Raw genomic sequence first — 12812 nt, 5'->3', positions numbered from 1 at the left:
TACAATTTCAACGATAAATGAAATTCAAAAAGGTGGCAGATCGAAAATTATGACAGAAAAATGGCGTGAAGACGAAGAATACATGTCTTATATCGAAGATCTATTAGAAACAGAAGCTGTGCAAAAATTAGCTGACTATATTCAACATGTACATTCGACAAGATTGGAACACTCGATCAGTGTTTCTTACTATAGCTACAAATTAGCAAAAAAATGGGGTGGAGATGCAAGAGCAACTGCACGTGCAGGACTTTTACATGACCTATTTTACTATGACTGGCGTACGACAAAATTTGATGAAGGAACACATGCGTATGTGCATCCAAGAATCGCTGTAAAAAATGCAGAAAAGATCACAGAGCTTTCTGATTTAGAACGCGACATCATTTTGAAACACATGTGGGGCGCAACGATCGCTCCGCCAAAATACAAAGAAAGCTACATTGTGACATTTGTGGACAAGTATTGTGCAGTGAAAGAAGCGGCACAACCGGTAACAGATACGATGAAACAAAAATGGCAACGATATTTTGGTAAAGAACAATCGGTTTAACCCATTGACCAGCCGGATCGAAACAGTCAAAGAACCCGATTTTGGGCATTCTTTGACTGTTTTTTTGTACGAAAGTAGTTGACGAAATAAGAGAGATAAGGTTAACTCTTTATTAGGTAACTGTACATAAATGAAAAAAGCATAAAGGGGGTGATGATAAGATGCCATATGTATCTTATTTAGCAGAGTTCAAGGACTTCAGTTATTAAGCTAACTTTGTTGAAGGACACTTTTTTCTTCAAAGTAGCTACTTTTGAAAGAAGAAAGGACTCAAAAAATCATGGAAACAACAATTAAAACCTATCAATATTTCTTTATTAAACGAGAAATCGAGCAATTACTGAATGTGTATCATTCAGTGAATGACAAAAAAACTGTCGCGACAGTCCAAGCGTTAGCAACAGAAAAAATCAATGAGGTAGTAGAAAATGATCCGCAAGCAATCGTTTTACTTGAACCATTTGTGCAGCAGATCATGGATACGAACTTGAAAAAAGAAAAAGCAGCAGAATTGCTCGAGCGTTTGAAAGAACATGTTGCGCCATTCAAGCAACCATCAAAAATCCAAGTGGAAAAAATATTCCGAAAAGTGAAAAAGTTGAAACAACCAGATTGGCAAATCTTAGATCTGAAACAACACACGTATGTTGGTTGGAACGACCCAGGAACACAAAAGAAATATCTGCTTTATTACGAGAATGACCAGTTAAAAGGGGTGCATGGAACACTTTCACCGACGATCATCAAAGGGGTGTGTGCGATTTGTCATAAGACCTCAAATGTTGCAATGTTTCTTTCCACAACGAAATCTGGATCAGATGGCACGTATACCAAAAAAGGGAATTATATTTGTCACGATAGCGATCAATGCAATCAACAACTTGTAAAGTTAGCACCATTCTATGAATTTACAGAAATCGTGAAGAAAGAGAAATAGTGTCATTGTTTTTTCTAAGAAGGTATGATAAACTTTCCGTAAATGAATAGGTGATGGTGTTCACCTTTAAATGTCGATCGATAGATGACTAATGACGCCTACTAAAAATCGGAGAATCCGTTTTTTTAGTAGGCTTTTTTTGTGGGAAGGAATGAAAAAAATGGAACAATGGTTGTACAATCCAATCAAAATAATCACGTATATGATCAAATGGCTAGTGATCACTGCCTGTTTGGGCCTATTGATGGGAGGACTTTCAGCTTTTTTTCTGAATAGCTTGACGGTGGTAACAAATCTACGAGAAGCTCATACGTGGCTATTGTATCTATTACCGATCAGTGGGGCATTATTTGCTTTTTTATATCAACGGTACGGTGGAAATGCTAGTCGTGGAAACAATCTGGTGATTGATCAAGGAAATGGTGGAGAAGAAAAGATCCCCCTTCGATTGATTCCCTTGACGCTTTTTGGTACGATCACGACACATCTCTTTGGCGGTTCAGTCGGTCGAGAAGGAACGGCGGTCCAAATGGGCGGTGCTTTGGCTGAAAATCTTGCTAGAGGGTTGAAATTAAGTCGTATTGAGCGAGAAGTACTGATCGTCAGTGGAATAAGCGCTGGTTTTAGTTCTGTTTTTGGGACTCCCTTAGCTGGCACACTCTTTGGGCTTGAAGTATTAGCAATCGGTAAAATGCGAACGGAAGCAATCTTTCCTAGTTTTTTTGCTGCCTTGTTTGCAAATTTTGTGACGGAGAGTATCGGAGTCACGCATGTCCATTACGCAATGGGGGAGATTCCTGTCTGGAGTCCCGCACTATTTGCTAAATTGATGGTGGCAGGGATCGCTTTTGGATTGATAGGTTGGGTTTTTAGCCGCTCGATCGTCTTTTTGAAAAAAGTGTATACGAAATGGTTCAAAGACCCAGTAGTTAGAAATTTTATTGGTGGGGGCATCGTCGTTATTGTCGCACTTATCTTCCAGACCCAACGCTACTTAGGACTTAGCCTGCCTTTGTTACAAGATGCGTTTGCAGGAACAGCCAACGCATATGATTTTATTGGGAAACTGGGCTTTACTGTCCTTTCACTAGGGGCTGGTTATCAAGGCGGTGAAGTGACGCCTTTATTTGAGATCGGTGCAACTTTAGGTGCAGCATTAGCACCACTTTTACATGTTTCGATTCCTTTTCTTGCAGCCTTAGGATTTATTGGGGTATTTTCTGGTGCAACGAATACGCCAATTGCTTGTTTTATCATGGGGATCGAACTCTTTGGTGGTGAAGCAGCTAGTTTCTTTTTTATGATTTGCTTGATTAGTTTCATGTGTTCAGGAAACTACGGGATCTATTCGGCACAAAAAGTGATGGTCAAAAAAGGGATTTTATTTTTACCAGTGGAAAAAAATCAGAGGAAAACAAAAGAGTGATCTCATATTAAAAAAAGAAGTTGCTATTTCAGCAACTTCTTTTTTTAGACGATCAATGTAAGCAAGGCCATCAAGACCGAAAAGCCAACGATTGTGCCACATACGATCATATGACGTTTTTTGTGGAGCATCAAGATTGCAATGTATTCTCTCAGAAAAGCATTTGGCAAATAATAAAAGGCTGTTTTTGCGCCAATGCCATTTGCTTTTAGTTGCGCTTGTTTCGCAAATAGTCCTGCACGGAAAATATGGTAATTATTCGAACTGAAAATGGCACGGTAAGCACCGCCACCAGACTCTCGGTCCATCAACTCTTTAGAGAAACGCATATTTTCTAAAGTGGTAGTCGAATTAGTCTCAACCAAAATATCTCTTTCAGGAATCCCTTTTTCTAACGCATAATTTTTCATCGCAATTGCTTCAGGCAATTTTTCGTCTGCACCTTGTCCCCCTGACATCAAAAGTGTCGGTGGGTTTAGAGTAGCATGACTTTGCGCCCAATAAAAAGCGATGGCTTTGTCGATTCGCTTGGCTAGGAGAGGGGAAACACGCTCACCGTTGATCAGTCCTGCGCCTAAAACAATAATATAGTCTTGATTATATCGTGGTCGGTTGAACTGATATAAGAAAGAAACGGTCATAAAATTATAGAAGACGATAAATAGATAAATCAAAATAACTGCTATACCAGAAAGAAACACATTGATCCATGCTGGCAAGTAACTAATCAAAAAGGTAGCAGTCCCTACATAAAGCATCAAAGCGATTCCTAGTAGTAAGGTCAAAAGATTTGCTAGAGACCTAGATTCTCTCTTTAGAACGATGATCCCATTCCAAACCAGAAAGACGACTAAAATATAAACACCAAATAATAAAATCAATACAACTGGCACTGCTATCAAGGCGAAAATACCACCGATAAAGACGTTTTGGGTCTCAGAGAGTAAGAGTAATAAATAAGTGCCAAAGCTGACTAAAAATAAATTGAAGATCAATCCATTCATGAGCCGTCGTTTTTCTGTAAAGTAAAAAAAAGCAAAAATACTAAAGAAGGCTAGAGGAATCAAGAAATAAAAACTTGCAAAAAAAATCTCTAACACAATGAAATACGTGAGCATCAATGCAAATGTCCAAGTACCACAATAAAAGAATAGCGCCGGGTCTTTTTGTTTTCGACGCCAGGTGATGATGCCAGTCATCCCTAAAATATAGAGAATCGAAAAAATCAAATCTCTTGTTAAATTCATAGAACCAACTCCTTTTTCTAAACGTGCAGTCATCACTGCTAGGGATAGATAGCAGAAAACCGATGAGTTTATACACACGAAATGATAGTGTTACTTGCCCCTCAAAGAACAACCCTTCAAGTAACCATCTATCTTTTACAGTATAACGAAAAATGAACAAAAAAGCTGTTATAAAAAAAGAAAAAATATAAATTACATTTATTTTCTGAAATAAGCAAAAAAATACCCAAACGATAATTTTGGCATTGATCCACGTCGTAACATGACGAAGAACCAAATTTTATCGTTTGGGTAGCTATTTGATGCAATCGATCAAGAGTTTTTATCTAGAATAGATTACTGAAAAAGTTAGTGACATTACGCCAGCCAATCACAAAAATATTGGCTTTTTCAACTGAACTAGCAGTGATGATGTCTGTGCTAGGAGAGGCATCGTCTTCTAAGTAGCCTAATTGATCATTAGCTAAAGTGATCGTTGCTGTACCAACTTTTGTGCCTCTGACGATCGGTGCTTCAAGTTCATTGTCTTTTACTTTTTCTTCATCGATTTTTGGTGTGATCGTCAATTGACCAGTATCCATGTCGTTTCTGACCCAGACACTGACAGGGCTTTTCAATACGACGTTGACAGAAGTTTCTTTCCCGTTCTTCACATTGATCGATTCAAGGGAAGGGATACTTGCATTTGATTTGCCGATTTCTTTGACTGACCAGTTATCATAGCAATAATCCATCAAGCGAGCTGTTTCAGTGAAACGAACACTTGGGTTTAGTTCATGGCCTTCAGCATTCAATACGACAGTGATAATGCGTTTGCCATCTCTTTCGATCGTACCAACAAAACAAGCGCCAGCAAAATCAGTGGTTCCAGTTTTCAGTCCATCAACGCCTTCTTTTGCGTTGATAAATCCTGGAAGCATCCAATTCCAGTTGACCATTTCAACCGGTGATTGAGTATTTTCACCAAACATTTTTGTGGCTGTACTTGTTACTTCTAGTACTTCAGGAAAATCTAGTAATAGGTGACGTGCGATGATTGCTACATCTTTTGCGGACATTTGATTTTCATCTGTCTCGCCAGTACCTTCTGGGCGATTTGCACCAAGGTAAACATTGTTTAGACCAGAAACATTGACGATCGTTGCATCTTCAATGCCCCATTCTTTTAATTGATCATTCATGACAGTCAGAAAGGCTGTTTCACTACCAGAAATCTTTTCAGCTAAAGCGACCATTGAAGCATTGGCTGATTGGATGAAGGCAGAGTCAAAAAGTTCTTTTACAGTATAGGTATTCTCCTTATGTAAGGGAACATTTGATAAATTGGGTGCGATACTTAGGGTTTCAGCATAATCGGAGATTGCCACTTCATCGTCCCAAGATAATTTTCCTTCTTTCACTTGGTCGAGTACGATGTATAATCCAATGATTTTTGAGATCGATGCGATCCCCATTGTTTTATCCCCATCTTGATTGTATAAAATTTTTCCGCTTGTTGCGTCCACCGCAAATGCTGCTTGGGAATTCACAGAAAATGTATCATCTGCATGTACGGATAAAGTTGGCAGAAACGTTCCTAACGTCAAAAGAAGCGTTGCCAACAGTAAAACGAAATGTGTTTTCTTAGTGCGCATGTCCAATCTCCTTGTTTTCTAATTTGATTTGCTACAAATTAAAATTTTATCAGAGAGCGTACGTAGTTTCAATCTTTCTGAAAAAAACTTTAGATAAACAAAACGAACACACCCAAGAAGCTTAACGTTGATTCTTTTTGATCCGAACGGGTTGTACTTCAGGTTCATTTAGACGAAAGGCAGTGAATACAAATAAAGCGGTCAGCCCTAGTAAACTAAAGATCATCAATAATTGCATAAAAACACCTCGATTTCTACTTTTTTTCATCTTAGCATGGATGTATGAATAATTTGGCTGTGAAGTGTAACGAATCATTGAGGAAATTTTGAAGAATCATTGAAGAAATAAATGATTGGCTATGGTTGGATTGGAAACGTTTTTTCTTTTAGGGACCATTTTGTTTTATGGATAAAAATGGTTGTGGTAGACTTTAGTTAGTAGTATTGAAGAAATGATTTTTTAGGAGGGGTACGTTTATGGCGAAAAAGGATAGAGCGTTACTGTCACAACTGACTTCAGAAGGTGTCAAAGGACCATTTATTACTATTATGCTAAATACTCACGTTGCACATCAAGATGTGGAAAAAGATCAGATCAAATTCAAGAACTTTGCAAAAGAAGCAAAAAAACGTTTTGAAAAGAAATATGCGGAGCATGATTGGTCAATCTTTCAAAAAAAGATCGATCAACTATTAGAAGATGCTTCATTTTGGCGTAGTGCCACTGCAAGTGTTGCAGTCATTTTGTCTACAGACAGTACGATTGTTCATCGTTTGAGTATTGCGGTAGACGATCAATATTATGTAAGTGATCTTCCTTACTTATTAGCGATCATCAAAAATGGACAGTTTAATTACTCATACTATTTACTAGGATTGAATCGTGACTCAATGAAGCTTTACGAAGTAAGCAACAAACAAATCAAAGAAATTGATCTGCCAGAAGGCGCACCAACAGATGTGGTCACTGCATTAGGGTCTGAGCTGACAGGTGGAGGGATCAATTATTCTTCAAATGGAAGTGAAGGATCGAATTTCCATGGTGTGAACCCGAAAGACGAGGAAGTGGAGATCGACTGGGTCAACTATTATCAAGCGGTCGATGAATTCCTCAGAGATACATTTGATAATCCTGAGAAATGGCCGATTTTCTTATACGCTTTACCTGAGAATCAAACCATGTTCAAAAAAGTAGCAAAAAATCCTTATTTCCGCTCAGATGTTGCCATCTCCGCTTCACCTGCCCAACTTTCATTAAAAGAAATTGAAGCAGGTAGTAAAAAATTATCGGAACAACTAGTAGCGAATGAAGCAAGCAGCTACAACCAGTTATTGGATAAAAAATTCCTCGATCAATTGGTCGATATCGTGCCGGCAGCAAAAGAAGGGAAACTTTCCCACTTATTTATCGCTACATCTAATCTTGCTAACGGATTTGGTGAAGATCCAGAAACGGAATATGATCGTCGCCAAGTATTGAACCAACTTGCGGATGACGTGATCACGAATGGCGGACAAGTCTTTATTCTGGATCAAAAAGACGCTCCAGACGAAAAGAGCCTGACTGCAATCTTGCGTTATTAGGTCCTAGTCCAGTACACTTACAAAAGAAAAGTCATGAGATCATTCATTTGATTTCATGGCTTTTCTTATTTTTCGAAGAGCTTCAGTCGGAGGCACGGTTATTTTAAAACTGAATTTTTTATTACCATAAATTCAAAACGTTCGTTTTTTTTTTGGAAAATAAGCAAAAGAATGAAGAAAAAATAAAAAAAGTCGAAAATTTACTAGCTAAACTGTAATTAATGTGCTACAATAACTATGTAGTTTTTGTTCGGTAATCTTGGTAGCTTGTTTCAAATAAACATCTTCCAGATATTCACCATTCAAGTAATTGCAAAATATGTGTTTGATACACAAGGAGGATTTTTATTATGGAAACAGGTACAGTGAAATGGTTTAACTCAGAAAAAGGTTTCGGTTTCATTACAGCAGAAAACGGAAACGATGTATTCGTTCATTTCTCAGCTATCCAAGGTGATGGATTCAAAACTTTAGAAGAAGGCCAAACAGTAAACTTCGATGTTGAAGAAGGTCAACGTGGCCCTCAAGCAACTAACGTTGTTAAAGCTTAATTAACCCACTACTAAATAAAAGTCCAGTCTGCTAGTTTCTAGCGGTCTGGGCTTTTTTGTGTTTTCTGCTTATTCACTGTCGGATTCTGTCTAACTAAGGAATACAAGAAAGATAAATTATCTCTGAGTCGTGGAGAGATAGAAGGTATAACACCCACGCATTGTTTTCTTTAGAGGGCAATTGATCGTCTAGGCGTTCGTTTGAGGTTGATTTCCTAAGAATTTTTAGGTGATTTGTAGTATAATTTCAAAAGAAGACTAGAGGGAAGAGAAGAGGAAGCTATGTTGAAACCGAAAACTTATGCAGTCGTCGATATTGAGACGACTGGGACAAATCCAAAAGAAGATCGCATTATCCAATTTGGATGTGTCATGATTGAAGATGGGCGGATCACTTCTCGTTATTCTATGGATATCAATCCTGGACGTAAAATCTCAAAACAGATCCAGAATTTGACAGGGATCACCAATCAACGTGTTCATCGTTCACCCTATTTTGAAGATGTAGCACAAACGATTTACAACCTTCTAGCGGATACCATTTTCGTGGCGCATAATATTTATTTTGATTATCAGTTTTTGAACCATGAATTAGCTCGTTGTGGTGTACCAAAATTAAAGATACCTGGTATCGATACCGTTGAGTTGGCGCAAATATTCTTGCCGACTGAGCCAAGCTTTCGTTTAGCTGATTTGTCAGAAAGCCTGGGCTTTATCCATGACAATCCTCATCAAGCTGATAGTGATGCTGAAGTCACCGCACAATTGCTTTTATTGATTGAAGAACGAATGCGCCAGCTACCTTTAGTGACATTGGAACAAATCGTGAAGTTAAGCAATCATACTGGAATGGATACCAAGCTATTCATCGAACAAATCACCAATGAAATGAGAGAACAGCCAGCCCCGTTATCGGAAGAAATAGAAATCGTTGAAGGGATCGCTTTACAAAAAAAAGAAGTCGAATTATTTTCAGAAGTCTATTACGGTCAAAAAGACTATCCAAGAAAAAAACAGGCAAAAGAAAAAATATTTGGCAAAACATTGATGTATCGGAAAGAACAAAATCGCTTGATGAATGTTGTTTACGATCATTTTACCAAAGATGAATCAAAAAATTTGATGATCGAAGCAGCAACTGGTATGGGAAAAACCATTGGCTATTTGTTGCCGCTCAGCTATCTCGCTACACCCGAGAAGCCGGTGGTGATCAGTACGGTCTCCCTTGTTTTACAAGAGCAGATCATGGAAAAAGATATTCCCTTGTTGAATCAATTATTCGACCAACCGATCCAGGCAACGATCATCAAAAGCTATCGCCATTATCTTGATCTGCAACGTTTTAAAGCGACGCTACTTGAACCGAAAGAACAAAAACAGTATGCCCTTTACCAAATGACTGTTCTTGTCTGGCTGACGCAAACGAAAACTGGGGATTTAGATGAATTACATTTAACGAACTTGAATCATTCATTTTTTACAGATGTCTCCCATCGCGGCATCGATTTTTTAGCAAAAAAACAAGCATTTTACGAACAAGATTTTATCCGCTTTTTGCATAGACAAATCAAAGAGAGTAACTTTTTGATTGTCAATCATGCTTTCTTAGTCCAAGAAACGCAAAGAAAAACACCTTTGTTACCTGAGAGTCCCTATTTATTGATCGATGAAGCACATCATCTGCCTGAAATTGCAGAAAAAGTCAATGATCAACGGTTTAGTTTGAGCTATTTTAATAAAGAAGTACAATTATTCGAAGAACCGGATCGTCTTTTTGATCGCTTCAAAGGGTACCTCCCTAAAAATCATGAGGGGCAGCGTTGGCTGGATATCTATAAAGAAGAGTTGACCGCACTTCGGGAAGCACAGCTTTTTTTAGCTGAGGGGTTACTTGAGATCGTCCCGCCACAAAAAGGACAGGCTTATCCTGAAGAAGTCATGATTACGAAAACAGATATAGAGAAACTATCTTTTGAGGCAAGTACAGCCATCGATCATCTTCATCTTTTTTACCAAGAAATAAAGGAATTGCAGGACAGGATTCGTGCAGGGGTAGAGGTGCTTCAAGAAAGCTGGACGAAACAAATGCGGGTTGATCTAGCCAGCCTGTATGCGTTATTTGATCGCTTGGAGCAACAAGCAATTTTTATGGAAGAATGGCTGGAGAACTGGCAAGAAAGCTTAGTCCATTGGTTCGTTCCGGCTGCTACCCCTCAACAGACGATGTTCCACCTCCACGATTTCACTGCGGCATTGATTCCTAATACTGTCTGGTATCAACGCTATGAGCGGATCTTGTATATAGGAGGAACGTTAAAAGTAGGTCCAGATCGCCAATATCTGGCGAAACGATTAGGGATTGAAGGAACACCTTTAAAAGTCATCGCTTCTCCTTATGATTATGAGGAACAAGCAAGGATCTATGTGCCGAAAGAAGCGCCAGAAATCAATCAATTAAGTGGCACAGCATATGTCGACTATCTCACAGATGTCCTCTACCAATTGATCCGACAAGAAAAACGACCAATCCTTGTCTTGTTTACTTCCCATGATGTCTTGCAAAAGGTCTATCAACGGATGCATTTGACGATGCTTGAACAAGGAAGAGAGATTTTAGCGCAAGGGATCGGTGGCAGTCGTGAGAAGTTATTGAAACGCTTTGTACTTTCTGAAATGAGTGTGCTATTTGGTGCAGATAGCTTTTGGGAAGGGGTAGACTTACCAGGAGATGCGTTACAATTAGTTGTGATTACGCGTCTTCCATTTGATCACCCACAACGTCCGATGGTCAAAGCAAGAAATGCGTATTTAGAATCTGAAGGAATCAATCCGTTTTATCAAGAATCTTTACCAAAAGCAGCGTTGAAAGTGAGACAGGCATTAGGGCGTTTGATTCGTTCAGAAACGGATAAGGGAGTCTTATTGATATTAGATCGCCGATTGGTGACTGCAAAATATGGGGCACGGATCATCCATGCGCTACCTAAAAAAGTGCCTATCCAAGAAGCTTCTTTTGAAGAAATTTGTCAGGACATCCATGATTTCTTAAAGAAAAACGAAGAAATTAAGCCATAATCGAGGACTATTTTTGCCTCGAAATCTGTTATAATGAACATCAATGAAAAAAGAAGGAGCGACGGTCCTTGAAGAATCAGACAAACAAAGAACATACGATCAATCGCGTGTTATTGGGATTGATCATTGCCTTATTGACAGTGATCGTGATCAGTACTATTTTTTATCTGCGTGCGACACGACCAATGACGCAAGCAAAGCAAGAGGCGACAAAGTTGGCGGAACAATATGCGAACCTTGAAGAAGTCGACCAATTTTATTGGTTTACTCGAGAAGCCACTTATTTTTCATTAACAGGACAAAATGATAAAGGACAAGATATTGCAGTGATCATTCCTAAATCAGGGGAGCGCGTGAAGGTATTAGATCAAAAAGCAGGCTTGACGGAAGAAGCTGCCAGAAAAGAAATCAGTAAGCAACATCCTGATCAACAAGTGGAAAAAGCTTCTTTAGGGATGTATCAAGACGAACCAGTATGGGAAGTCATTGCCAAAACATCAGATGATCAGTTGAATTATTATTTGCTTTCCTTTGAAACAGGAGAAGAAGTCAAAGTCATCAGCGGGGTGTAGAAAAGAAGAACGAAAGGATAGATGGGATGAAACAGTCAAAAAGAGTGGAACGCTTAGAGCCTTCTGTCACACTAGCCACTGCGGCAAAAGCAAAGGCATTGAAAGCACAAGGAAAAGATATTATCAGCCTAACCGTAGGAGAACCTGATTTTGCTACGCCTGAAAATATCCAAGAAGCAGCAATCGAGGCGATCAAGAATGGAAAAGCCAGTTATTATACGCCTACAGCAGGTATTCCAGAATTAAGACAAGCAATCGTTTCTTATCTGAAAACCTATTATGGCTTGACCTATGAATCTTCACAGACGATAGTGACGGATGGGGCAAAATTTGCACTCTATGCGCTGTTTCAAACGATCCTTGATCCAGAAGATGAAGTCATTATTCCAGTGCCTTACTGGGTAAGTTATGGTGAACAAGTCAAACTAGCAGAAGGAGCCCCTGTTTTTGTTACTGGTCAAGAAATCAATGATTTCAAAGTGACCCTTGAGCAATTGGAACAAGCTCGTTCTTCCAAGACAAAAGCAGTTATTATCAACTCTCCTTCGAATCCAACAGGGATGATCTATACAAAAGAAGAACTACAAGCCATTGGTGAATGGGCAGTAAAAAATGATATTTTAATAGTTGCTGATGATATTTATGGCCGATTAGTTTATAATGACAATGAGTTTACTCCAATAGCATCGATTTCAGAAGAGATACGTGAACAGACGATCGTCATCAACGGTGTATCTAAGACCTACGCAATGACGGGGTGGCGTATCGGTTATGCAGTCGGTAATCAGGATATCATTGATGGCATGATCGCGATTGCTTCTCAATCAACGAGTAATCCAACTGCTGTGAGTCAATATGCGGCTGTTGAAGCCTTACAAGGTGAACAAGACACTGTTGAAGAGATGCGTCAAGCATTTGAAGAACGTCTGGATATCGTATTTCCACTGGTTGCTGATCTGCCAGGTATGTCGGTCAAGAGGCCACAAGGCGCATTTTACTTGTTTCCAAATGTCAAAGAGACGCTGGCAATGTGTGGTTATGAGCAAGTCACACCATGGGTCGAGGACTTACTGGAAGAAGCAGGGGTTGCTTTGGTGACTGGTGAAGGGTTCGGTGCGCCGGAAAATGTCCGTTTGAGTTATGCGACAGATTTAGCAACGCTAGAAGAAGGCATCCGCCGTATTCGCCGTTTTATTGAGAGTAAAAGTCAAAACCAATAGAAATAGTATAGGA

Annotated in this window: 10 protein-coding genes and 1 riboswitch; of the genes, 8 read left to right on the top strand and 2 right to left on the bottom strand. The window is 39.1% G+C overall.

Annotation, left to right across the window (positions count from 1 at the left end):
* Window positions 1-49: 49 nt before the first annotated feature.
* The 3 genes from IGL24_RS09770 to IGL24_RS09760 all read left to right on the top strand — a co-directional run bounded on the left by IGL24_RS09770 (window position 50) and on the right by IGL24_RS09760 (window position 2916).
* Window positions 50-553: an HD domain-containing protein gene (locus tag IGL24_RS09770; RefSeq protein WP_206856255.1), complete on the top strand. Its 504-nt coding sequence runs from the start codon at window positions 50-52 to the stop codon at window positions 551-553.
* Between the two features lie 280 nt (window positions 554-833).
* Window positions 834-1490: a FusB/FusC family EF-G-binding protein gene (locus IGL24_RS09765; RefSeq protein ID WP_207699818.1), complete on the top strand. Its 657-nt coding sequence runs from the start codon at window positions 834-836 to the stop codon at window positions 1488-1490.
* A 40-nt stretch (window positions 1491-1530) separates the two neighbouring features.
* Window positions 1531-1598, top strand: a riboswitch (Fluoride riboswitch).
* Between the two features lie 52 nt (window positions 1599-1650).
* Complete coding sequence (locus IGL24_RS09760) at window positions 1651-2916, top strand: voltage-gated chloride channel family protein (protein WP_206856249.1); 1266 nt, start codon at window positions 1651-1653, stop codon at window positions 2914-2916.
* A 44-nt stretch (window positions 2917-2960) separates the two neighbouring features.
* Here the strand turns inward: IGL24_RS09760 and IGL24_RS09755 are convergent, their stop codons facing one another.
* Window positions 2961-4163 (bottom strand): YdcF family protein, encoded by a 1203-nt coding sequence (locus tag IGL24_RS09755; RefSeq protein ID WP_207699817.1) that lies wholly within the window; start codon window positions 4161-4163, stop codon window positions 2961-2963.
* A 326-nt stretch (window positions 4164-4489) separates the two neighbouring features.
* Entirely contained in the window at window positions 4490-5797 is a 1308-nt protein-coding gene (locus tag IGL24_RS09750) for a serine hydrolase (protein WP_207699816.1), read from the bottom strand.
* A gap of 477 nt (window positions 5798-6274) precedes the next feature.
* Here IGL24_RS09750 and IGL24_RS09745 point away from each other — a divergent pair, with 477 nt between their 5' ends.
* The 5 genes from IGL24_RS09745 to IGL24_RS09725 all read left to right on the top strand — a co-directional run bounded on the left by IGL24_RS09745 (window position 6275) and on the right by IGL24_RS09725 (window position 12799).
* On the top strand, window positions 6275-7381 hold the full coding sequence (locus IGL24_RS09745) for a hypothetical protein (protein ID WP_207699815.1): 1107 nt from the start codon (window positions 6275-6277) through the stop codon (window positions 7379-7381).
* Between the two features lie 350 nt (window positions 7382-7731).
* The gene (locus IGL24_RS09740; RefSeq protein ID WP_005875554.1) at window positions 7732-7932 is read left to right on the top strand and encodes a cold-shock protein; all 201 of its coding nucleotides are present in this window, start codon (window positions 7732-7734) and stop codon (window positions 7930-7932) included.
* A gap of 285 nt (window positions 7933-8217) precedes the next feature.
* The gene (locus IGL24_RS09735) at window positions 8218-11007 is read left to right on the top strand and encodes a helicase C-terminal domain-containing protein (protein ID WP_429968516.1); all 2790 of its coding nucleotides are present in this window, start codon (window positions 8218-8220) and stop codon (window positions 11005-11007) included.
* A gap of 68 nt (window positions 11008-11075) precedes the next feature.
* Window positions 11076-11579, top strand: coding sequence for a DUF5590 domain-containing protein (locus IGL24_RS09730; protein WP_207699814.1), 504 nt, complete (start codon window positions 11076-11078; stop codon window positions 11577-11579).
* A gap of 26 nt (window positions 11580-11605) precedes the next feature.
* Window positions 11606-12799: a pyridoxal phosphate-dependent aminotransferase gene (locus tag IGL24_RS09725; protein ID WP_206856244.1), complete on the top strand. Its 1194-nt coding sequence runs from the start codon at window positions 11606-11608 to the stop codon at window positions 12797-12799.
* The last annotated feature ends 13 nt before the right edge of the window (window positions 12800-12812 follow it).

The sequence above is a fragment of the Enterococcus sp. DIV2371 genome, from assembly GCF_050498525.1.
In the GTDB taxonomy this organism is placed as follows: Bacteria; Bacillota; Bacilli; order Lactobacillales; family Enterococcaceae; genus Enterococcus_B; species Enterococcus_B mangumiae.
The sequence above is the reverse complement of the archived record's forward strand: the minus strand, read 5'-3'. Positions and strand labels throughout refer to the sequence as shown.

Excerpts from the sequence above, each read along its gene's own strand:
- IGL24_RS09770 (WP_206856255.1), top strand. The coding sequence starts at position 50 with ATGACAGAAAAATGGCGTGAAGACGAAGAATACATGTCTTATATCGAA.
- IGL24_RS09760 (WP_206856249.1), top strand. The coding sequence starts at position 1,651 with ATGGAACAATGGTTGTACAATCCAATCAAAATAATCACGTATATGATC.
- IGL24_RS09740 (WP_005875554.1), top strand. The coding sequence starts at position 7,732 with ATGGAAACAGGTACAGTGAAATGGTTTAACTCAGAAAAAGGTTTCGGT.
- IGL24_RS09765 (WP_207699818.1), top strand. The coding sequence starts at position 834 with ATGGAAACAACAATTAAAACCTATCAATATTTCTTTATTAAACGAGAA.
- IGL24_RS09725 (WP_206856244.1), top strand. The coding sequence starts at position 11,606 with ATGAAACAGTCAAAAAGAGTGGAACGCTTAGAGCCTTCTGTCACACTA.
- IGL24_RS09755 (WP_207699817.1), bottom strand. The coding sequence starts at position 4,163 with ATGAATTTAACAAGAGATTTGATTTTTTCGATTCTCTATATTTTAGGG.
- IGL24_RS09750 (WP_207699816.1), bottom strand. The coding sequence starts at position 5,797 with ATGCGCACTAAGAAAACACATTTCGTTTTACTGTTGGCAACGCTTCTT.
- IGL24_RS09745 (WP_207699815.1), top strand. The coding sequence starts at position 6,275 with ATGGCGAAAAAGGATAGAGCGTTACTGTCACAACTGACTTCAGAAGGT.